A 22,056-nucleotide genomic window follows, 5' to 3' on the forward strand; every position below is an offset into this window, starting at 1 on the left:
CTCATCTGGATGACTAGTTGCCATTTTCGTTGATAGCGGTATGACTAGCAGAAAAATACGCCCCTGCTAAAATAAGGAGGAACCGACCAACTGGTCTTTGATCAAATCCCTCTAAAAGGATTTCTGCCCCTAGCAAAATGAGCAGGAGAACAAAAAGCCACAGAGCTGGTTTCCACTTGGGTTTATCAAGACGCCCTGCTAACTGCCCTCTTACTAAAAAAATCATCATAAGGTAGGCAAAGACAACCAATACCCAAGTCAAAACATCTACAAATTCAGTCATCCTATCTCCTAAGTATCATCTCTAAAATAGAGGTATAAAGGCAATCCAACCAAGAGCAAAAAGCGATAGGCATCACTGGGCTCAAACCCCGTATTGATCCAATCCGCTAAGCAGTATATCCCTTGAAAAAAAGCTAAAACTAAAAAGAGGGGATTGCGCGTTCTCGTCCAAGCACCCACACCTTCTTGATTCTTGAGCTTGTAGTGACGAACAAGGTTCTCCAAGCGGTTCAAGCGCCATAAGAGATAAATCAAGATGACTATGACACTAACAATCAATACGTAAAGCCAGACTTTGGTCATCAATCACACCTCATCAATGAATATAAACCGTTATTTTTGATATCCCATAAACCTTTTGTTTCCATATCCCTAAGGCGCCAATTTCCTCTGGCAAATCAACGCCCTTATCCGTCTCACAAACCACCATGACGTCTGGACTGAGAAGTCCTTGTTGATCGAGCAAAGTCACCATAGCAACAATTTGCTCCTGGGCATAGGGCGGATCAAGAAACACCAAGTTAAAGGCCCCGGATAGTTGCTTTAAGGCCTGCTGATCATTCATCTTAAGCAAATCAAATTTTTGGGGTTCCTTGGTCATACTGATATTTTCTGAAATGATGGATTGGGCACGACGATCCTTGTCAACTAAGACAGCCTCTGACATGCCACGAGAGACTGCTTCAATCGCTAAGCCTCCACTGCCAGCATACAAGTCCAGAACGCGACCACCATCAAAGTAAGGCCCTATCATGTTAAAAATGGCACCTCTCACCTTGTCTGAGGTTGGGCGAGTGGTGTTGCCATCCAAGGTTTTTAGAGGTCTACCACCATATAAACCTGATACAATTCTCATAACCCTTATTATAGCACAATCCTATTCTATTTGACATCTGCCAAAACAGCCTGAACAGCCCTTACTAAATCGGGCGTCATCCGCCTTGGTCCTCGAACGGTTGTTACGCCCAACTCACTCAAGCGTCCAATGGGAAAATCTGTGTCAGTTAACGTTTTTAATAAAGAGACCTTCATCCAGTCCTTGCCACCTTCCTTAAAAATAGCCGTGATCTGACAGAGGTATCGCATGGCGCGTGTCGGTGCTGTGATGTAGATGCCCATCGTGTCTCCAGCCTTGATGTTGCCTTTATGGGGCCAAATTTGCTCCTTACTGGTCGCAAAATCCAGACCAATATCATATAAGTTGAGGTTAGCAGGAATGATCCAATAATCTGGTTCCCCATCTCTAGCTTGATAGCCTTTTGGCGAAACCAAGTGACGACTATTTCCAACTAAAGCGAGAATGGCTTCATCAGAAACAGAATTGTCTAATATAATGGTTAGCCAACTCTTCTTATTCATGTGATAACTGGGATAGTAGCCATCTTGACCCAGGAGACTGGGCAGGACTTTTTCATCTATCTTGATGTTTAGAATATCGACCAGTTCTGATCGCCCTGATTTCCCATGGTCAACCTTGTCACGTGTTACGGACATGAAAAGAGCATACCATTTTTGATTAACTGGACTGCGAAAAACAACCGCATCTGGAATGCGTTGAAAAGGATGATCAGGGACGTCTCCATAAGTTTTTACTATAGCTTGAGCCAGGCGATTGGCTTGGTCTGACCGGAACAGGTGATCTGTAAAACAAGCTTGGGCTATCTTTTCTAAAATCTGAGCATACTGATCTCTCACCTGATTGACAAAGGCGCCAACAGGACTTACCACCTGATAGGCGAGATAGGGTTCTCCCAGATCAAGATCAATGATTTCTCCCACAACTTCCCCATCTGCTAAAACACGGATATAAGCTTCAAAACTATTTTCCAAAAATGTTTCCCGATACGCCCAGCTTTCACCCTCTTTGACAAAACCAAAGGCAGCTAACCGTGCCCAATCAACCTGTTTTTTCTCAAAAAATGTTGCTTCAAAAGACATCAAACACACTCCTCTCTTGTGAAAAAAGAAGCCGTCACCCCCAGAGTGATGGCTTCTTTATACTTTCTGTAACGTATACTATTCTTTAGGTCACTTATTCAGCAGGAACGGCTTCTGTTTCAAGCGTTTCTTCAGCAACGGCTGCAACAGCTGGCTCCTCCTGAGCAGGTTCAAGAACAACGGGGCTTTCAGCAACCACAACTTCCTCGATTGCTGGGACTGGCGCCACATAATCGACAACAGGCGTTTCCTGCACATAGACAGGGGCGACCTCTTGGACTTGCTCTACAACAGCTACCGCTTCAGCCACTTCCTCTGCAACAGGCTCACTGGCTATCTCCTCTTTTTCTTCTGCTTGAGGTGTTTCTGCTTGCACCTCGACTGCTTTGGCTGCTTCTGCTTGCCTACGGACATCAACCGCTTCTTGGTAGGTTTTTAGGTAAAAGCTACTGGTTACAATTAAAATGAAAGCACTGAATATAAATTGTAAGATTGGGGTAAGCGATGATTTTTTAATAGTCACTTCAATCTCCCTCTTTACTTTTTGATATAAGTCTATCACTGGGCCAGCCTGTTTGTCAAGATAAAACGCATTATCCGGGCAGCTAGCAGAAATCCTGACCTTATCCTGATTTTTTCAAAGGTATTTCAGGAGGGGCTAACATTTCATCCCTCGGACAAGAGGATTGATTTTTCGCACCATTTGACGGTTTGTGCTTGAAAACGCTTACCAAAACATGGTACACTATTAGAAATAGAGAAAAGGAGGATTAGTTATGGCCTACCAAACCATTTACCCTTACACAAACGAAGTCTTAAAGACTTACGACAACTGCTCTGATGCAGACATCGACAAGGCTCTTGAAATAGGTCACCAGTTATACAAAACCTGGCGTCAAGACGATAAACTCCAAGAGCGAAAAGAACAGCTCCATAAGGTTGCTGACATTCTAAGGCGCGATCGAGACAAGTATGCCGAAGTCATGACCAAAGATATGGGGAAACTTTTCTCAGAAGCTCAAGGTGAAATTGAACTTTGTGCCTCAATCGCTGATTACTATGCTGATAAGGCTGAAGACTTCCTGAAGCCTGTTCCACTGGAAACAGATGCTGGTGAAGCCTACTATCTGAAACAGGCAACAGGTGTCCTCCTAGCGGTGGAGCCTTGGAACTTCCCATTTTATCAAATCATGCGGGTCTTTGCGCCGAACTTTATGATTGGTAATCCCATGGTTTTAAAACACGCTTCAATCTGTCCAGGCTCTGCTCAAGCCTTTGAGGACCTTGTGGCTGAAGCTGGAGTCGCCGAAGGTGCTTATAAAAATCTCTTTGCGGATTACGATCAAATCTCTAAGGTCATTGCTGACCCACGCGTTTCAGGTGTCTGCTTGACCGGTTCGGAACGTGGTGGTGCTTCTATCGCTGCTGAAGCTGGTAAAAACCTGAAAAAATCATCTCTTGAGCTTGGCGGTAATGATGCGTTTATCATTCTTGACGATGCCGATTGGGAGGAGCTTAAGGCAGTGATTCCAGATGTTCGCCTCTACAATGCTGGACAAGTCTGTACCTCATCAAAACGCTTTATTGTCATGGCTGAGCATTACGATGCTTTCCTAGAGCTATTAACTGAAGGCTTTAAGGCTGCTAAATGGGGGGACCCAATGGAGGCTGATACGACACTAGCACCGCTCTCTTCAGCAAGTGCTAAGGAAGAAGTCCTTGAACAGATTACCTTAGCTCTTGATAATGGTGCTCGTCTGGTCTATGGCAATGAGCCGATCGACCATCCTGGTAACTTTGTTATGCCAACCATTCTGACAGACATCACCAAAGATAACCCAATCTTTAACCAAGAAATCTTTGGTCCGGTTGCTTCTGTCTACAAAGTCGACACAGAAGAAGAGGCTATTGCCCTCGCCAATGATTCAAGTTATGGCCTTGGTGGAACAGTCTTTTCAAGCGATCCAGACCATGCTGCGCGTGTTGCTGCCCAGATTGAAACCGGTATGTCCTTCATCAATTCTGGTTGGGCATCCCTACCTGAACTTCCGTTTGGTGGTATTAAGAATTCAGGCTATGGGCGTGAACTTAGCCAACTCGGATTTGATACCTTTATCAATGAACACTTGGTGTTTACACCTAAAAAAGCCTAAGCACACCAAAAGCCTTCTGACAATTAGGATGTCAGAAGGCTTTTTTGATGATGTCATGTTGCTAACTTACAATATAGTGAAGCCCATGGCTAATAGCCATTATCTTGAGCCAGTCTTATTTACTAGACCAAACAGACTCAAGGATGTTGGTCTGCTCACGACCTGGACCAACGGAGAAGGTCGAGATACGAATACCGGTCAACTCACTGACACGGCGTACATAGTTGCGGGCATTTTCTGGTAGATCGTCCAAACTGCGAGCGCCTGTGATGTCTTCAGACCATCCTGGCATTTCCTCGTAGATTGGCTGGCAACGTTTGAGGGTTTCAAGACTTGCTGGGTAGTAATCAATACGCTCACCATCAAGGTCATAGGCCACACAGATCTTAACTGTATCAAGACCTGATAGAACGTCGATCGAGTTAAGGCAGAGGTTGGTAATCCCTGATACACGGCGGCTATGGCGCATGACAACAGAGTCAAACCAGCCGACGCGACGCGGACGACCAGTGGTTGTCCCGTATTCTTTACCAACTTCACGGATACGGTCGCCTACTTCATCAAAGAGTTCGGTAGGGAATGGCCCATCTCCTACACGGCTGGTATAGGCCTTGCAGACACCTACTACCTTATCGATCTTGCTTGGGCCGACACCAGAACCGATGGTTACCCCGCCAGCGACCGGGTTAGAGGACGTTACATAAGGGTAAGTTCCTTGATCGATATCCAACATCACCCCTTGTGCCCCTTCAAAAAGGACCCGTTTGCCCTGGTCAAGGGCGTCGTTAAGGATTACAGAGGTATCCGTCACGTATTTTTTAATTTGCTGACCGTAGTCATAGTACTCTTCAAAAATCTCATCAAAGCTGATTTCATCAGAATCGTAAAGTTTGGTGAACTGGCGGTTTTTATCCGCAAGGTTAATCTTGAGGCGCTCCGCAAAAATCTCACGGTCCAAGAGATCTGCGATACGAATACCTACACGCGCAGCCTTGTCCATATAGGCTGGGCCAATTCCCTTGATGGTTGTTCCGATCTTGTTGTCCCCTTTAGCGTCTTCTTGCAACTGGTCCAACTTGATGTGGTAAGGCAAGATGACATGGGCACGGTCTGAAATTCTGAGGTTATCCGTTGTCACGCCGTTTTCATGCAAGTAAGCCAATTCTTTAACGAGAGATTTAGGGTTAACCACCATCCCGTTTCCGATCACCGAGATTTTTTCGGGGAAGAAAATCCCTGAAGGAATCAAGTGCAACTTGTATTTAAAGCCATCGATAACGATGGTATGGCCGGCATTGTCACCACCCTGATAACGCGCAATCACCTCGGCATTGGCAGATAGGAAATCCGTAATCTTACCCTTACCTTCATCACCCCACTGGGTTCCAACAACAACAACTGATGTCATATCCTCTACTTTTGGAAGCGGCGAGCCACTCCCATCCTTTCTTGATCAAACATGGCAGGAATCTCACCTGCGAGTTTTGCTCATACCTTCCTATTATACAGAATTTGCTGTTTTTTTTCAAGATAAGACCCGTAACGTTCGTTTATTGCAAGCTCCTCTTTTTCCCTTTTTATGTTAAAATAGGGTCATGCAGTACACAATTACCATACCCCAAGCCTTTCCTGAGATGACCGTCAAAGAAGTGTTAGAAGATTATTTCCTGATTCCACGGAAAATCAGGCATTTTTTGCGGACAAAAAAACACGTGCAGGTCAACGGCGAGTTGATCAATTGGCAGTCAACCATCCGCCCCGGTGACCTGCTAAGCCTAACCTTTGATCAAGATGATTACCCAAAGAAAAGTCTGCCTGCTGGGCAAAAAGGAGTAATCGAGGTCCTCTACGAGGACGAGCACTTGGTCATCGTCAATAAGCCAGAAGGCATGAAAACACATGGCAATGAACCTACTGAAATCGCTCTGTTAAACCATGTCTCTACTGAAGTCGGTGCGACTTGCTATGTCGTGCATCGTCTGGATATGGAGACTAGTGGCGCAGTGCTTTTTGCCAAGAATCCCTTTGTCCTGCCTATCTTAAATAGACTCCTAGAAGACCGCAAGATTTCCAGAACCTATCTAGCGCTCTGTCAGGGAAAGATTGCCAAAGACCAGTGGGTCATTACCGATAAGATCGGACGCGATCGCCACGATCGGCGCAAGCGACTAGTTGATAACCGAAAAGGGCAAACCGCTGAAACCCATGTCACACTCCAAAGCCATCACGGGCGAAATAGTTTGGTTAACTGTCAACTCAAGACCGGACGGACCCACCAGATTCGGGTCCACCTGAGCCATCACGGCCATCCCCTGATTGGCGACCCCCTCTATCATCCTCAGAAAGCCCCTCGTCTCATGCTCCATGCTAAGACCTTGAGCTTCCAACACCCCTTTACCCTTGAAACACTAACGGTCACTGCTACGTCAGCGAGCTTTGACCGCTATTTAGACAGCCTATCCTGATTGGAGACCCTATGAAACACCGTATCGCCCTACTCTCGGACATCCACGGCAATCGCACAGCCTTAGAGGCCGTTTTAGAAGACCTTAAAAATCAAGAGATTACCGGCTACTGGCTTCTCGGCGATATTTTTATGCCTGGTCCCGGCACGCGCGATTTGATCGCTCTTCTCGATACCATCCCCATCTCTCTTCAAGTTCGAGGGAACTGGGAAGATTGTTTCCTAGAGTCCCTAGACAACCGCTTTGACCCAAATAATCCAACAGATATCTATCTTGCCAAACTCAGCCAGTACCTTCATCCTCATCTTTCTGATAGGGAAATTGCTACGCTACGAGAGCTTCCCTTGCAGGAAACCCGTACCATCAATGGCTTAACCATCAGTGTCAGCCATCATTTGCCCCAAAAAAATTACGGGCGCGAATTGGTCTACGATGCACCGGCTGAACGCCTAGATGACCTCTTTATAGATAGCTCCGCGGACATCGCCATCTATGGCCACATCCATGTCCAGACCCAGCGCTATGCCAGCAAAGGCCAGTTGGTCATCAATCCAGGCTCTATCGGACAGCCCTACTACCCCTGGGACAAGCTCAGAAAGGACCTCCGCGCCCAGTACGCCATCCTTGAGATTGATGAACAGGGTGTCAGTCAAGTTCTCTTTAAAAAAGTCAGCTTTGACCTAGACCTTGAGCTCGAGCGAGCCCGCGAAGCCCACCTTCCCTACCTAGACCTCTACACCGAGATCATGAAAGACGGCATCGCCCATACCCACGACAAACCTCTCCTTACTCAAATCAACCAAGACCGTGGTTACTACCAAGACGTCATGCAGTATTTTGGGGAGGGGAGAAAAAACTAACAGAAAAGAACCAGAAAACTCATTCAGTAATTCTCTGGTTCTTTTTGGTACTGGTGTATAGTGTATAAATCACCAAAAAATATTCGTTTTTGATAGTGGCAAGTCAACTTCACGCTCTTCATAAAATACCTTACCAAAGATCGTGTTGACGGCATCATATTCAGGATGTTCAGGATCGCTTAAAACCTCCAGAATTTTGAAGTAGGAATCATCAAAAGACGCATCCTCGGAAGGAGCATTTCCCTTAGTCTTAATGACATATGGTAATTCCTTTTGGAAGTTCGGTTGAAAGGATAGTACTTCTATGTCAAATTCCCAATTGTTTCCAAAATCATAGGTATAAGAAAACTTATTCCCAACCTCTAAGAAGGATTCTAAGCGGTAATCCCTGGCTAGTTTACCATCCCACAGTTCATCCTCAAACGGATAGAATTTCTCAACACTGCCATTTTTCTCTAGTTCAAACAGATACAAATGATAATCTTGCCATCGCATTAATTTCTGAATCACTTTATGCAACTCTAGAAAACTAACCGAAGCTGATAGCATTATCTGTCTAACAATGGTAAAAGTTTCCAAATTCAGAGATACCCTCAGTTCAAATGCCTCTTGCTCATAGACCGATTCTTCTGTCAATGCTTCCAATCTATCAGACATACTTTCATTTGGTGTGTGGTAGTCATCGCCAATCTTAAACGGGAAATTCCGTAAAAGATAGGATAATACTTGATTTGGCTCTTCCTCCACAAGCCGCTCGCTATTCACCTCATCACCAATATAAAGAGAAGCTTTTAAAGCGGTGTTCGTGTTCCATGAGGTTTGTTTCGCTTGGCTATTTTTAGTAAAAGTGACTGCTCCCGCCTGATCGCAATATGCTTCGATAGCTTTGTTACTATAGCCGTATTGCTTTAAACTTTCCCGTAATTTATCCATCAAGAACCTTATGAACTCTTCTTGGGGCATTTCTTCGAGTTCAAACTCATCGATATTGTAGATTAAAACAGGAAATCGTGTCTCTTGATTAGTCATAACCAAAAGATCATCCTCTCCATCTTCAAACACATTCGTCACATTGATCGTCCATTTATAAAACGGATCCAGGTCCTCTCCTGAATCAAGTATCACATTGGGCAATCTTTTTTTAAGTTTCTGAGTTAAGGCAATTTCCATCACTTAGTCCTCCTTGTTTTAATTATACCAGATTATCTGATTGTTCAATTATCTTTATAGTATTTTATACAACAATCATCATTTAAACCAGCTAGCCTCACAAAAAAACAAGCCCAGCCACACGGCCGGACTCATTTTCGGAGATATGATACGTAACCGTACGAAGCAAAGCAAGTTGACGGGTACGGATTCCTTTAGGAAAAAAGAAAAAATTTAGGAGTCCTATTTCTAGGATGATCATAGTATAGCGCTACTTTCTTAAGGCAACCTGAAAGAAAACTTGAAGAAAACTTAAGAGTTTTTGCGAAAATCACCCCTATACCTCTTGCTTCATTGATACCAACTATAAGTAGAAACAAATTAGCTCGATCATCATCTAATCATTCTTGCAAAGATCTGTCTGCATCTTGTATTGCATAAAGAGCCTCTAATTTCTCAGATAAAACCTGTACAATAAATTCAGATTTATTGATATTATGGAAATTTGCCCACAATGTTAATTTTTCATCTAACTCATCTGGCAAATTAAAAAATATCTCTCTAGACATATCTTCTCCTAACCTTTATTCTTCGTCACCCAACCAATCGCATCTTTCGGGGGATTGTCAACATCAATCCAAATAAATTCAATCCCTATAACACCATCTTTAAATTTGCTCAGGCGAATACCGTTGATCTGCAGTTCTTCTAACTTTTTGCCCGTCAAGACTTCACGTTCTTCCAACTGGAAAACCCCACGCAAAATCCATTCTCCTAGAATATCCTGCTTTTCCGTTGATTGAATCGCCTTGCCCGTTTCTTGATTGATATAGGCCTTGATCACGTCACCAGAAGACAAGAATTTCAAATCAAAGGTGCGATTCTCCTTTGGTAGAGCCAATTTTTTGCTTCCTTTTTCAAAGGTTCCAATATTGACACCAAAGAAATGAGGATTCTGTTCGTGGAAATTTTTAGAATCTGGCAATGGAATGTAGACTTCACTAACTGGTCGAAAGACCAATTTCTCGATTTCTTTGGTTAGGTTTTTCACGCCAGATGACTTCGCAAAAGCAAGTAGTTCCGAACGACGTGCCTTCATTTCTACTTTTTCTTCTTTAGTCGTCCATTTTTTCAACAAAATCGCTTCAAGAGCTTCCGTGACATAGGCTCTCTCTTCAGACGACAACTCATCTTTAAAGTGGTCTTGAATCTTTTCAATGCGAGCAATGCGGTCTTTCTTTGCTAATTTTGAGCCACCATCAAAAGCATTAAAACCCGAACTTTCTTCCACATGCCCATGCTTGTCTGTGATGACCCATGAAACTGTTTCAAGAATTTCCGATTCTTTTTTTGTTCCTGTTAATAAATGCAACTGTTCAAAAACTGAAAACGGATCCTCAATATAGTTGACATCCCATTGGTCCACAACAATTTCTTTGTTATTGAAGGTCATGTGAAGCTGACTATCCGCTGCTGTGTACTTATAGGTATGATTCCCATCTGTAAAGCGGAAATTGGTCGGTGTTTTATGACTTGTAGAGCCTAGAACTTCGAGCTTATCAATCTCAATTGGCAGATAGGAAGTCTCTCCTACAAAAATCTGAGGTGACTGTCCTTTAGCCGTTGGCATAAGAACATGGTACACCGAATCAACCGACACATCATCTGACTTAAACCCTTTGATTTGAGCCTTAGAAGACGCAATGCATTGATTTCGAAGCAAGGCAATTCGAACAGCCAAGTCTTTATAACGGTCCTTGTTCTCACGATCAGCGGTTTCCTTATCAGGAGCAATATCCGCATAGAACTTAATGGCATTGAGAATGTCCGTCCATGACTGAGAATCTTTCTTGAACTGAGCAACTTTCTGATCACCAGAATTGATCCCAAAAGATTTAATCCCTACAAGGTACTTGTGGTTATCATCTACAACAACAGACGCATCATAAGAAGTATTGGCGATATCTTCTGCAACTGCATGAAAAGCCTTCTGGAAAACAGTCTCTTGAAACTTGGAGTTTACTATCGGAGCCACATAGTTTGATCCCTCTTTCTCATCTTCCAACTCTGCTTTTTGAGAAAAAGCTTCACTCAAACTGGCAAAATTCGTAATCAGGGTCCGATATTTTTCCTTCTGCTCCGTTTTCAGATTTTCCCACATAACGTTACCTCACTTTATCTTCTTTAGTATACCAAAAAGAGATTAGTTTTTCACTAATCCCTCTAATACTTATTTATTCGTAAAAGCAATGCTATAAAACTCTAAATGACCACCTTTTTTAACCAATCTGAGATAGTCCTCATCTGATAAGATTCCTAAACCATCTTGGTAGGCCTCCATTGTTTCAAGGGCTTGCTCATAAGTATCAACAAAGTCTCTCACATAGGACTGCCCTTCAAATTGGCCATTCATCTTTGTATAGATAATAGCAATATCTCCAGTCCGATCTACTGCTGACGGGGCGGTTGCTTGATTCAACGCTGTCGCGATGTTGGCCGCAATCCGCTTAATCACAGGCACTACAACGCTATTCCCAGCTTGCTTATAAAGTTGCCCATTTGAAACATTCTCAGGAATCTTGAACGTCTTTGGATAACCTTGAACATTGAAGGTTTCTTTAGGCGTGAGTTTGCGAATCTCTCCCTGATCTGTCAAAATCAGAGGAACATTATGCCCACCAGTCCCCATATTAGCCGTCAGGGTCGGTACTACACCGTTTTTGTTCTCACGGACATACTGTCTCCGCCATTGATAAACCGTATCTTGGCTCGTTATGGCATGTTTTAATTCTTCGTAGAAAGGTTGTTTGCCTTCACGGTAATAATAATTTTCCGTTGGTTCTGCACCAAAGTCAATCACATCTTGTAAAGTAGTTGTTAGCTTGATTTCCTCTGGAAATTCAAAGAGGTCATAAGCTTCCTTGTTATCAAAACCAACAATGTAAATCCGCTCACGATTTTGAGGAATATTACCGTAGTCTTTACCGTTTAGCACTTTCCACTTGATGAAATAATTGTTCTCCGTCAAAGCCTCACGAATGACTTTAAAGGTATTTCCGTGATCATGAGAAACCATGTTTTTCACGTTTTCCACAAAAATAGCCTTTGGTCGCTTGGCTTCAATCATGCGAAGCAATTCAAAGAACAAATCCCCCCGATCGTCTTCAAATCCCTTACGGTAACCCGCTATCGAAAAGGCCTGGCAAGGGAAACCACCAACAATCACATCGACTGTTTCAGAAGGTATCTCCTCTGCCTCAACCGCGTGAATATCACGCCCATCCAAAAATGTATCGGGGTAATTCAACTGATAAGTCATTCTCGCATACTTATCAAACTCGTTGGCATACACCACTCTGAACTCGTTGGTCTGCTCAAAGCCCAACTCAATTCCACCAACACCCGAGAAAAATGCTGCTATCGCATACTTCTCAGCCTGTGGAGAACTTACAGAATTTGTCATGTAAGCACCTGCTTTCTATATTTTATAACTAAACTAGTATAACATGTTAAACGTAAAAAATATATATGGATAATTTTCAATAATACGAATAACTACTAAAAAATTTTTTCAATATCAAGTGGTATAAGTGTCCACTCACCATTATTTCTCCACGGAGCGGCAAATTTGTTATCTTTTTCAATACTATTATATACACAATTGAATCTCAAGACTTCTTCTCTAAGATAACCACATTCTTCCCAACCAACTTTTACAGTAACCTCAGTTCTAGCATATGTTTTTTCTTCTATCAATATAAATCTAAATGACTTAAAGTTCTTATTTTCAAAGATTTTCCGTAACTTTCCGGCTCTTTTATCTCTAGATTGTGGCTTAATATCGGTTTCTTTCAAACAATTCGAAAGTTTACCAAAATTTCTTTTTTCCCAAAACTCAAACATTTCTAACAGTGGATTAAGATAAGAATAATCTTTATATTCTTCTTTTTGTCCACTTTCAGGAATATCTTTTCCTATTATTAATGTTTTCTTTTTCCAGGCTTGGATTTCCCTATCGAATTGTTTTAAATGATTTATTGATTTTATCTGACTAGTCATATCAACAGATATTTGAGATTTCATAAAATCATTTTGCCTGTCAATTTCAGTATTTTTCATTCTAATCCAATCTGCCACAGCAAAGATTAAAGCAACACACTTACAGGATACGTATTCATTTCCATAGTTCAAATCTCTCCCGTGAAGGATTCCATTTCTATATGGCAGTCTAATTTCTTCTTTATTTGTTTTTACTCTAGACTCTGTAAAAATTGTTTTCAACTTTCCCAAGGACTCATCACTTCCTACAAATGAATCCCATGCACTTAAATCTGTACCTTCGGCAAAAAAACCTTTACGTTTTGTATAATCATTAACTGCTCCATCAATTATTAATAATCCTAATGGAACACTTGAAATATAATTACCTTGAAAATGGTTCTCAAAAAAAACTTGTAATAAATCTGCTCTATCAGAAAATTCTTTAGAACTTTTTTTAATCCAGTGAACTATTTCTTTTGCATCATTTTTAAAATAGTCAAGTAAAATCCGCTCAGCACTTTCAATATCGCTATTCAAGAACTCTCTATTAACTTTTTTTACTAGATTATAATCCAGACTTTCGTACACACACCACCCTAAATCAGAAAAGTTTTTGGTAAATGTAATATACTGTTCGCTCATGTCATTAAGTTCATCATTTAATTTCGCAATCTTTTGCAATTCTTTTTTACCTAACAAACCTGAATAATTCTGTAACTCTTCAATGCTAGTCTTTATAGTTGTTAAAGAAACTAGGTTACTTTCCATAATTTAACCCTTATCTATTTTAAGTTTATCATGATTATTATAACAAAACCCAACCTTTTAGGCTGGGCATTTGTCTTTACTCGGAATGTTCTAGTGTGGCTAAAATCATCTTGAGGCTAGGAAACGAAACCGCAGACAGTACTTGAGTACGGCAAGGTGAGTTGACGAAGTTTCAAGTGATTTTAGACCACTAGACAAGCTTCTCCATCTCAGCGATGCGCTCTTTGGTCGCATCGTATTTGGTTTGGTAGTCGGCTTGTTTTTGGCGTTCTTTGTCCACGACTTCTGGTTTGGCGTTTTGGACAAAGCGTTCGTTAGAGAGCTTTTTGCCAACCATGTCGAGTTCTTTTTGCCACTTGGCTAGTTCTTTGTTGAGGCGTTCTAATTCTTCGGTCACGTTTAAAAGGTCTGCCAGCGGCAAGAAGATTTCAGCTCCGGTGATGACGCTGGACATGGCCAATTCTGGCGCTGCAATCGTTGAGCTAATTTCCAAATGTTCAGGGTTGGTAAAGCGTTTGATGTAGTTGACATTGGCTGTGAAGAAGTCTTCCAGCTGGCTGTCAGCGGTCTTGATGAGAATGGTAATTGGCTTACTTGGGGCCACGTTTACCTCTGACCGGCTATTTCGCACAGCACGGATCAGGTCCTTCAAGCTTTCCACGCCTTGGTGCGCAGCTTTATTTTCAAAAGCAGGAGTCACCACTGGATAATCTGCCGACACAATGCTACCTTCTGAGATTTGGCCAAAGATTTCCTCGGTCACAAATGGCATGATCGGGTGCAAGAGGCGGAGAATCTGGTCCAAGGTGTAGAGGAGGACAGAGCGTGTGATGACTTTATCGTCTTCGTTGTCGCTGTAAAGGACCTCCTTGGTCAGCTCCACGTACCAGTCCGCAAACTCGTCCCAGATGAAGTTGTACAACTGGTGACCCGCAATCCCAAACTCGAATTTCTCAAAGGCGTCGGTCACCTTGCCGATGGTTTCATTGAGGTTGTGGAGGATCCACTTGTCGGTCACGTTACCAGCCTTGTCAGCCGCTACTTTTGCGACATTAGCCTTGGCATCTGCCAGCGTCAGCCCTTCATTGTTCATGAGGATATAGCGGGAAATGTTCCAGATTTTGTTGATGAAGTTCCATGAAGCGTCCATCTTCTCATATGAGAAACGGACATCCTGTCCTGGGGCAGAGCCGTTTGAGAGGAACCAGCGCAGGGCATCCGCACCGTACTGATCGATCACGTCCATCGGGTCAATCCCGTTGCCAAGTGATTTGGACATCTTACGACCTTGCTCGTCACGGATGAGCCCATGGATTAGAACGTTTTTAAATGGACGGCGGTCTGTGAATTCCAAGGATTGGAAAATCATGCGAGACACCCAGAAGAAGATGATGTCGTAACCTGTTACCAAGGTTGAGGTTGGGAAGTAACGGTTGAAGTCAGTCGCCTCTTCGTTTGGCCAACCCATGGTTGAAAATGGCCAAAGGGCAGATGAGAACCAAGTGTCTAAGACGTCTTCGTCTTGAACCCAGCCGTCGCCTTCTGGTGCTTCTTCGCCGACATACATCTCCCCAGCTTCATTGTACCAAGCAGGGATTTGGTGACCCCACCAGAGCTGACGGGAAATCACCCAGTCGTGAACATTTTCCATCCACTGGAGGAAGGTGTCGTTGAAACGTGGTGGGTAGAAGGATACCTTGTCTTCGGTCTCTTGGTTGGCAATGGCATTTTTGGCCAACTGGTCCATCTTAACAAACCACTGCGTGGACAAGCGTGGCTCCACCACGGCACCTGAACGCTCCGAGTGGCCAACAGAGTGGACACGTTGTTCAATCTTGACCAACTGGCCAAGCTCTTCTAATTTTTTAACCGTCGCTTTGCGGGCGTCAAATCGGTCCATGCCGACAAATTCACCAGCAAGCTCATTCATGGTCCCGTCATCGTTCATGACGTTGACTTGTGGCAGGTCATGGCGCTTGCCGACCTCAAAGTCGTTGGGGTCATGGGCTGGGGTGACTTTTACGACACCTGTTCCAAATTCAGGATCAGCATGCTCATCACCAACGATTGGAATAGGTTTGTTCACGATTGGTAAGATAACGTTCTTGCCAATCAAGTCCTTGTAGCGTAGGTCTTCTGGATTGACCGCAACAGCCACATCGCCAAACATGGTCTCAGGGCGCGTGGTCGCAACTTCAAGGGCACCAGAGCCGTCTTCCAAGAGGTAGTTCATGTGGTAGAAAGCCCCTTCGACATCCTTGTGAATGACTTCGATATCAGAAAGTGCTGTGCGGGCAGCAGGATCCCAGTTGATGATAAATTCACCGCGATAGATGAGGCCTTTTTTGTAGAGTTCCACAAAGACCTTCTTAACCGCGTCAGAGAGGCCATCATCAAGGGTGAAGCGCTCGCGTGAGTAATCAAGGGAAAGCCCCAATTTGCCCCACTGCTCCTTGATGGTAGACGCATACTCGTCCTTCCATTCCCAGACCTTGTCTAGGAACTTGTCGCGACCGAGGTCGTAGCGGGAAATCCCCTGCTCGCGCAGGCGCTCCTCCACCTTAGCCTGAGTCGCAATCCCTGCGTGGTCCATCCCTGGCAACCACAAGGTATCATAGCCCTGCATGCGTTTTTGGCGGATAATAATATCCTGAAGCGTTGTGTCCCAAGCGTGTCCCAGGTGCAATTTGCCTGTCACGTTTGGCGGTGGAATCACGATAGAATAAGGCTTGGCCTCAGCATCGCCTGACGGCGCAAAGCTATCCGCTTCCAGCCATTTGGTGTAACGACCAGCCTCAACCTCGGCTGGATTGTATTTTGGTGATAATTCTTTTGACATTAGTTTTTCTCCTTGTTTTTAACGATATTTACCAAGCCAATTTTTGATAATTCAATATATAACTCTTCAATCTCAGCAAGGGTGGCAATTGGAGAAAAGTTATAATTACCGGGATTATGTTTTAAATCATATTTACTAATTTTTGAAATATAATATCTAGCATGTTCCAAATTATAATTTTCTAATTTGGATTTGAGAGTAACTAATCTATTATGATTTAACTCTAAAAATAATTTACAATAATTACTATACAGTTCCGCAATAGCCTGAAGATAATCTTCAACTAGCACGATAGCATCAATATGAGACGATTCATTTCTAAGTTCTAACAATTCCTTCTTTAACTTCTTCCAATCAAAACTAGAGTTTAAAAGATAATCTAAATCAATATAAAAATCCACTATAACCGTCTCATCATCTGGACTGACAGCTTTAACTCGATGTATTGGTAAATCAATATGTTGCGAAAAGTTTCTCAATGAATAACAAAATCGATATGCAAAGTTAACATCGTATTGATAATTTGCAAGTCTGTGTATATGTTCAAACTCCACACTATTCTTAGAATATTTCTGCTTAATCTGATTTTCATTGAAATCAACAAACAGTTTCCCACTCGACAATAGATGGAGCATAAAACGGTTTATATTTACTTCTTCAATTGATAGCTTTTTAGACTCAAGTTTGTTTTTAATACTTAAAAAGTCTGAAACATCTGAAACAAATAACTCAAACATCGTTTTTATTTTTTGAAAATCTTTTTTTATATCCCAAATTTGCTCAGAGATTAGCAGCAGTCCCTCAGATGGTTTAATATCCGAAATTACCATTTGCTTTTCATCATTGACAACCTTTAAATAGGCTAAGAGTTCGATAGTATCATTATCACTTAATTTAGCGTACTTCTCATCAATTTGTTTAATTTGACTATCCGATAAAATTGAATCAGGTCTTGACAATTCTATTCCTCCCTATATAAATAATTCAAAATCTTAAAAATTTGCTCCAATTCTTGTTTCTTCATGTATGTTTTCATGTAGTCATAATCTGGCAATCCAGCCTCAGTAACTGGTAGCATAATTTTTTGACGTTTCATGCGTTCACCATTGAATTTATAACCATAGGCATACTTAACCTTTTGTGATAAAATCATCTCTTTTAAGAATAAGTAGGTGTACTTGTTGCCCTGATTCTTGTCTTTCCATTTCACTCGTTTCACATCGTCAGAAAAAATAGCTTGGTAGGGGTGATAGAAATTTTCGACAACACTACCATTGTAATTAACACCTAGTACATTTTCATCGAGACTTTTATTAGTATTGGATACAAAAGCAGTTACGCCATTCTCATTATCACTAGCTCCAATAAAAGGACGTTCTCCCATTTCTTGATTAGCTTTAGTTAGACGCACACCTGATTTTACATCGCAAACATCTTCGATCCAAAATGCCTTCCAAGAAATTTCACAAACTTTTTCGGATAGAATGTTAGTCAGTTTGATATATATATATATATATATTCAAGCACTTCTTGGACTTTATCAAGTTCTAATTTTTTCACAAAGTCTGACATATATTGAAAATTGGGGTTACCATTTTTGTCAGCAGGAAGCGTTAGAGTTTCTCGTTTTAATCTTTCTTGGTTTCGTTTGTACCCAAAATTATATTTTCCTCGCACTTGATCAGCTATTGTTGTTATAAATTTAGCGTTGTATTCATTAAGATTATCATTATAACCAACTGTTATATCCTGAGAAGCGATAAAATCTTCTTTTTTATAAACACTATAACCCATTGAGCCCTCTCCATTTCGGATAAACGCTATAGCATTCCCTAAGTATAACAGATTTTCTTTTTGTTCAACAAAGTCTAAAACACCGTTATTACGATTAGTTGCTCCTACATAACTGATTCCTTCAGAAAGTCCTTTTTCTAGATGATTAAGCCCCTTACTACCTTTTGTAATTAAATCAAATACATCTCCTAAGCGAAATGTTTTCCATTCAACCTTATCCAAGCCAACCACACCTCCAGCTAACTCAATCAACTTACGTTCATAGTAGTCAATCACTTGCTGTGCCTGAACTTTTTGTTCCTGCTTGATGTAGTCTTCCATGAACTGCCAGTTAGGTTGACCTTGGGAATCAATGGAGAGCATGAGACGGGTTCGATTAAGTCTCCCTAAAGTTGCTCCATTTCCGCCCCAATTAAATTTCTTCATCTGAATTTTAAGAGATGGAATAATAAACATTGCGACTTCTTTATTTATATTTTCATTTCTTAAAACTTGAATATTTTGGCCTGTATAAAATGAGACTGGCTGATAAAAGACAGTTTGAGTGTCTAAACCAATTGTAATAACATTTCCTTCATCTACTTTGAACTTTGGTGATTGATTTTCAGTAATAAATAGATTTATGCCGTTTTGTAAATCAGTTCTAGTAATATAAGGAACGCTACCTTCTGTATTATTGAGTTTATTCTTATCGATACCACTCTTTGTTGATGTGATCTCAAAAAGTCCTTCACGACCTCCTATGAAAAACTCCCTCCACTCCACATCGGTCAATGTTAACTTACTCATCTTTGTCACCTGCCATCAATTTTTGGATATGCTTATCAAAATCTGACACGATTTTTTGGGTACGATTGAATTTTTCATATTCTTGGTTGGCCTTTTCTTCTGCTTGTTTTTTGGAAATTTTTCCCTTACCTTCTAGAATTTCATATTCATTAAAAGATAAGAAACGGTCAATACTTTCAGCTAACCCCTTCATAGTAAAGGTATTGCGACGTTCAATCAAACCTTCGATATAATCAAAATAAGAAGTGACCGCTCGTTCTAGCTGACGGATTTCATTTTCTTGCAGATAATTTTTAGCAACAGTCACATCCGATTTCAGCACACGACCATCTGGGGCATTCTTCCAAGTTGTTAGACCCATTTGGTCTTTTTCTGCATCAGCCTTCTGGTAAATAATTTCAGCAGCTGTATTTCCAGTAATGGCAAAATGAAATTTATTTTGCACCATAGCATAGAAATTTTTAGTAATTTCTGAATTTCTATCGTAATCAATGGCACATTCCGCAAAGATATCGGTCACCTGCTGATAAATACGACGCTCACTAGCACGGATTGAACGAATGCGCTCTAAGAGCTCACGGAAATAATCTTGTCCAAAAACAGTTTGTCCTTGTTTCAAACGTTCATCATCGAGTACAAAGCCCTTGATGATAAATCCTTTCAAGGTATTGGTCGCCCAAATCCGAAATTGAGTCGCCTTATTAGAGTTAACACGATAACCGACTGAGATAATAGCATCGAGATTGTAGTACTCTAATTCACGTTGAACTGTTCTATTACCTTCTTCTTGAACTGTTCGGAATTTCCGAACAGTTGCTAGTTTTTCCAACTCACCATCGTTATAAATATTAGTTAAATGTTCACTCACTGTTGATTTAGCAACACCAAATAGTTCTGCAATTCCTTTTTGTGTTAACCAGAGATTTTCATCTTGTAAAAGAATATCAAGATGGACATCACCACTAGGTGTTGTGTAAAGAACAAAATTTGAAATATCACTCATAATCTGCTTCACCTTCTGCTACAAGATGTATCTCCTCTTCTTCGGCCTCTGGATATGATAGTTCCTCCTCTTCGATACCAAACAAATAGCCTCGTCCATGGGTAATCATATTCACTTCAAAAGTGAGGTAATCTGCAATAGTCTTTTGAAAATCAGTCTCAGATGGAATTTCATCATTGAAATAATAGAATGAATGTAACCACTCATCACTATGCTCAATGGTTGTTTGAACACAGAATTTTGTTTCTGCTTCTATACGATTAAACCAAACATCAAGTAAGTGTTGCTTCTTATCTTTAGCAGAGGCGGTCTCAACCAAACCTATGTGTTTGGATACTTCAAAACCATCATTTTCAAAGTTAATAAATTTACACTCTTTGTCTGATCTGTGTGGGATACCTGCTGTAAAAACTGCAATACAAGGATTTGTTCCAACACCATAAAAGGTATTTTTATTGAGAGTAATAACTCCTTCTAAAGTATGGTGCTTCAAGATATTTTGCTTGATTTCTTTCTCATCTTTTGTTTTCCCAGTAAAAGTAGATTGAGGAACAATAACGACAGCTTTTGCACCCTCAACCAATGAATTTAAAAGATGCTCTGTGAAGTTAATTTCATACAATTCTGGATTAGCCTTCGACCCCATTGAGTAAGGTGGATTCATCATTCCAACATTACATTGTTTCAACTGAAGTTTACTAGGATTTTGACGCAGAAAATCTTGGTTTTCCAGATTACTCTTACCATCACCACGCAAAATCATATTTGTAGTAGCAATGGTGAACATATAGGACTGTTCTTCTATACCAAACAGCTGGTGTTTTCGAATTTGCTCGCGTTGATAGTCATTCTCTGCCTTGACCAACATATCATGCATGGCGGCAATCAAAAAGCCTGCAGTTCCACAAGTAGGATCAAACACTTTATCAGTTGGCTGTAAGTCAACCAAATCACAGAAAAGTTCTGTAATATGTTTTGGTGTCAATACAATCCCTAAGTTCTGTCCATCTCCACCAGAATAGGACATGAACTCTCCATAAAAACGTCCAAGATAATCTTCAGCGGAACTATTGTATCTTAGACTTTGATAGATACTCTTATAAAGGAACTCCGTAAAGTGTTTTATCGGTGTCTTTCCTAGACCATTATTTTTTTCATTGATTTTAACATCATCTCTAATGATAGCAAATTGACTAAGTAATTTATCCTTCTTAACTTCAGGAGAAACATTAGCACGCTGGAGATTAGACTTAATTGCAGCATAAATCTTTGAACCATCTGTTTTTACAGTGTCCCCAGTTAAACTCTCAAGAGAGAAATTGCCATGCTCCGTTTCTCTCAAAGCTAGAAGAATTCCTGAAACAATTAAAGGCTTATTTTTTTCTTCAATATTACCGTAGTTTCTTAAATCGTTGTGAAGGGTGGCTGCATCTTTTAAAATTTCAGCAGTTTCTTTTTCAAAATTAGTTTCTTCTTGAAGAATTTCTTTAACATAATATTCATCAATATTATCTAAAGAAAAAGAAATAAGAGTTTCAATATCAGCTAATTCAGAGTATTCCCCGCGCTCATTCACAAAAACAGGTGTAATACGATGCTTCTTTTCATTTCCACTAATTCCAAGTGCAATAATTTTTTTATAACTGACCTTATCTGATAAATGCTTGGCATAAAAAACAGCACCGTTTACTGCGTAGTCTGTATTTGACTTAACATCATCAGCAATCAATTCATCATCTGTATACTTAATATGTTTGGATAAACCAGATTTATCCTCAATGATAATTAAAAAGTCTTTAACAACCCCAACATATTCAGGAAAGCCAGATTTTCCAGTTCCTTTTTTAGAAGCTGATTTCAATGCATCGTTGATTTCTTTAATACTGCTTCCCTGAGCATAGAAATTATCTCGAATTCCTGCTTCTTTTAAAAGTTCATGGACCCACAGATCGGTATTAACTTCTTTTTTTGCCAT

Annotated in this window: 18 protein-coding genes and 1 pseudogene; 3 read left to right on the top strand and 16 right to left on the bottom strand. The window is 41.1% G+C overall.

Features of this window, described 5'->3' with window-relative positions:
- Positions 1 to 13: 13 nt before the first annotated feature.
- The 5 genes from J2S23_RS00190 to J2S23_RS00210 form a co-directional block, all read right to left on the bottom strand.
- Positions 14 to 283, bottom strand: a complete 270-nt coding sequence (locus J2S23_RS00190) for a hypothetical protein (RefSeq protein WP_307120747.1) — start codon at positions 281 to 283, stop codon at positions 14 to 16.
- Positions 284 to 291: 8 nt separating this feature from the next.
- On the bottom strand, positions 292 to 585 hold the full coding sequence (locus J2S23_RS00195) for a hypothetical protein (protein WP_307120748.1): 294 nt from the start codon (positions 583 to 585) through the stop codon (positions 292 to 294).
- A 13-nt stretch (positions 586 to 598) separates the two neighbouring features.
- Complete coding sequence (gene rsmD, locus J2S23_RS00200) at positions 599 to 1,138, bottom strand: 16S rRNA (guanine(966)-N(2))-methyltransferase RsmD (protein ID WP_307120749.1); 540 nt, start codon at positions 1,136 to 1,138, stop codon at positions 599 to 601.
- Between the two features lie 26 nt (positions 1,139 to 1,164).
- Positions 1,165 to 2,220 (bottom strand): MmcQ/YjbR family DNA-binding protein, encoded by a 1,056-nt coding sequence (locus tag J2S23_RS00205; protein ID WP_307120750.1) that lies wholly within the window; start codon positions 2,218 to 2,220, stop codon positions 1,165 to 1,167.
- Between the two features lie 94 nt (positions 2,221 to 2,314).
- Positions 2,315 to 2,743 (bottom strand): hypothetical protein, encoded by a 429-nt coding sequence (locus J2S23_RS00210; protein ID WP_307120751.1) that lies wholly within the window; start codon positions 2,741 to 2,743, stop codon positions 2,315 to 2,317.
- Between the two features lie 253 nt (positions 2,744 to 2,996).
- Between J2S23_RS00210 and J2S23_RS00215 the strand changes: the two genes are divergently transcribed.
- Positions 2,997 to 4,373 (top strand): NAD-dependent succinate-semialdehyde dehydrogenase, encoded by a 1,377-nt coding sequence (locus J2S23_RS00215; protein WP_307120752.1) that lies wholly within the window; start codon positions 2,997 to 2,999, stop codon positions 4,371 to 4,373.
- 115 nt (positions 4,374 to 4,488) lie between these two features.
- Here the strand turns inward: J2S23_RS00215 and J2S23_RS00220 are convergent, their stop codons facing one another.
- Positions 4,489 to 5,781, bottom strand: coding sequence for an adenylosuccinate synthase (locus tag J2S23_RS00220; protein WP_307120753.1), 1,293 nt, complete (start codon positions 5,779 to 5,781; stop codon positions 4,489 to 4,491).
- A gap of 187 nt (positions 5,782 to 5,968) precedes the next feature.
- Here J2S23_RS00220 and J2S23_RS00225 point away from each other — a divergent pair, with 187 nt between their 5' ends.
- Both J2S23_RS00225 and J2S23_RS00230 read left to right on the top strand, forming a co-directional pair.
- Positions 5,969 to 6,838, top strand: coding sequence for an RluA family pseudouridine synthase (locus tag J2S23_RS00225; protein WP_307120754.1), 870 nt, complete (start codon positions 5,969 to 5,971; stop codon positions 6,836 to 6,838).
- An 11-nt stretch (positions 6,839 to 6,849) separates the two neighbouring features.
- Positions 6,850 to 7,698: a metallophosphoesterase family protein gene (locus tag J2S23_RS00230; RefSeq protein ID WP_307120755.1), complete on the top strand. Its 849-nt coding sequence runs from the start codon at positions 6,850 to 6,852 to the stop codon at positions 7,696 to 7,698.
- Between the two features lie 69 nt (positions 7,699 to 7,767).
- Here J2S23_RS00230 and J2S23_RS00235 read toward each other — a convergent pair whose 3' ends face one another.
- From J2S23_RS00235 to J2S23_RS00285, 10 genes and pseudogenes are all read right to left on the bottom strand, one after another.
- A complete protein-coding gene (locus J2S23_RS00235) occupies positions 7,768 to 8,868 on the bottom strand; it encodes a plasmid pRiA4b ORF-3 family protein (protein WP_307120756.1) in 1,101 nt (366 codons plus the stop codon).
- 380 nt (positions 8,869 to 9,248) lie between these two features.
- Positions 9,249 to 9,416, bottom strand: coding sequence for a hypothetical protein (locus J2S23_RS00240; RefSeq protein ID WP_307120757.1), 168 nt, complete (start codon positions 9,414 to 9,416; stop codon positions 9,249 to 9,251).
- A gap of 8 nt (positions 9,417 to 9,424) precedes the next feature.
- Complete coding sequence (locus J2S23_RS00245; RefSeq protein ID WP_307120758.1) at positions 9,425 to 11,008, bottom strand: hypothetical protein; 1,584 nt, start codon at positions 11,006 to 11,008, stop codon at positions 9,425 to 9,427.
- 69 nt (positions 11,009 to 11,077) lie between these two features.
- Positions 11,078 to 12,310 (bottom strand): DNA cytosine methyltransferase, encoded by a 1,233-nt coding sequence (locus tag J2S23_RS00250; protein ID WP_307120759.1) that lies wholly within the window; start codon positions 12,308 to 12,310, stop codon positions 11,078 to 11,080.
- Between the two features lie 95 nt (positions 12,311 to 12,405).
- Positions 12,406 to 13,656 carry a hypothetical protein gene (locus J2S23_RS00255; RefSeq protein ID WP_307120760.1) on the bottom strand — a complete coding sequence of 417 codons (1,251 nt, stop codon included), beginning with the start codon at positions 13,654 to 13,656 and terminating at the stop codon, positions 12,406 to 12,408.
- Between the two features lie 190 nt (positions 13,657 to 13,846).
- A complete protein-coding gene (locus J2S23_RS00260) occupies positions 13,847 to 16,495 on the bottom strand; it encodes a valine--tRNA ligase (protein ID WP_307120761.1) in 2,649 nt (882 codons plus the stop codon).
- Entirely contained in the window at positions 16,495 to 17,454 is a 960-nt protein-coding gene (locus J2S23_RS00265) for a ribosome-binding factor A (RefSeq protein ID WP_307120762.1), read from the bottom strand. The genes J2S23_RS00260 and J2S23_RS00265 overlap by 1 nt, the downstream gene beginning before the upstream one ends.
- A 2-nt stretch (positions 17,455 to 17,456) precedes the next feature.
- Positions 17,457 to 19,078: pseudogene (locus tag J2S23_RS00275) on the bottom strand (restriction endonuclease subunit S).
- On the bottom strand, positions 19,071 to 20,081 hold the full coding sequence (locus J2S23_RS00280) for a virulence RhuM family protein (RefSeq protein ID WP_307120765.1): 1,011 nt from the start codon (positions 20,079 to 20,081) through the stop codon (positions 19,071 to 19,073). Before J2S23_RS00280 ends, J2S23_RS00275 begins: the two are co-directional and overlap by 8 nt.
- On the bottom strand, positions 20,074 to 22,056 hold the full coding sequence (locus tag J2S23_RS00285) for an HsdM family class I SAM-dependent methyltransferase (RefSeq protein WP_307120766.1): 1,983 nt from the start codon (positions 22,054 to 22,056) through the stop codon (positions 20,074 to 20,076). Before J2S23_RS00285 ends, J2S23_RS00280 begins: the two co-directional genes overlap by 8 nt.

It is taken from the genome of Streptococcus moroccensis (assembly GCF_030812835.1).
In the GTDB taxonomy this organism is placed as follows: domain Bacteria; phylum Bacillota; class Bacilli; order Lactobacillales; family Streptococcaceae; genus Streptococcus; species Streptococcus moroccensis.

Excerpts from the sequence above, each read along its gene's own strand:
- J2S23_RS00190 (WP_307120747.1), bottom strand. The coding sequence starts at position 283 with ATGACTGAATTTGTAGATGTTTTGACTTGGGTATTGGTTGTCTTTGCC.
- J2S23_RS00195 (WP_307120748.1), bottom strand. The coding sequence starts at position 585 with ATGACCAAAGTCTGGCTTTACGTATTGATTGTTAGTGTCATAGTCATC.
- rsmD (WP_307120749.1), bottom strand. The coding sequence starts at position 1,138 with ATGAGAATTGTATCAGGTTTATATGGTGGTAGACCTCTAAAAACCTTG.
- J2S23_RS00205 (WP_307120750.1), bottom strand. The coding sequence starts at position 2,220 with ATGTCTTTTGAAGCAACATTTTTTGAGAAAAAACAGGTTGATTGGGCA.
- J2S23_RS00215 (WP_307120752.1), top strand. The coding sequence starts at position 2,997 with ATGGCCTACCAAACCATTTACCCTTACACAAACGAAGTCTTAAAGACT.
- J2S23_RS00220 (WP_307120753.1), bottom strand. The coding sequence starts at position 5,781 with ATGACATCAGTTGTTGTTGTTGGAACCCAGTGGGGTGATGAAGGTAAG.
- J2S23_RS00225 (WP_307120754.1), top strand. The coding sequence starts at position 5,969 with ATGCAGTACACAATTACCATACCCCAAGCCTTTCCTGAGATGACCGTC.
- J2S23_RS00230 (WP_307120755.1), top strand. The coding sequence starts at position 6,850 with ATGAAACACCGTATCGCCCTACTCTCGGACATCCACGGCAATCGCACA.
- J2S23_RS00235 (WP_307120756.1), bottom strand. The coding sequence starts at position 8,868 with ATGGAAATTGCCTTAACTCAGAAACTTAAAAAAAGATTGCCCAATGTG.
- J2S23_RS00240 (WP_307120757.1), bottom strand. The coding sequence starts at position 9,416 with ATGTCTAGAGAGATATTTTTTAATTTGCCAGATGAGTTAGATGAAAAA.
- J2S23_RS00245 (WP_307120758.1), bottom strand. The coding sequence starts at position 11,008 with ATGTGGGAAAATCTGAAAACGGAGCAGAAGGAAAAATATCGGACCCTG.
- J2S23_RS00250 (WP_307120759.1), bottom strand. The coding sequence starts at position 12,310 with ATGACAAATTCTGTAAGTTCTCCACAGGCTGAGAAGTATGCGATAGCA.
- J2S23_RS00255 (WP_307120760.1), bottom strand. The coding sequence starts at position 13,656 with ATGGAAAGTAACCTAGTTTCTTTAACAACTATAAAGACTAGCATTGAA.
- J2S23_RS00260 (WP_307120761.1), bottom strand. The coding sequence starts at position 16,495 with ATGTCAAAAGAATTATCACCAAAATACAATCCAGCCGAGGTTGAGGCT.
- J2S23_RS00280 (WP_307120765.1), bottom strand. The coding sequence starts at position 20,081 with ATGAGTGATATTTCAAATTTTGTTCTTTACACAACACCTAGTGGTGAT.
- J2S23_RS00285 (WP_307120766.1), bottom strand. The coding sequence starts at position 22,056 with ATGGCAAAAAAAGAAGTTAATACCGATCTGTGGGTCCATGAACTTTTA.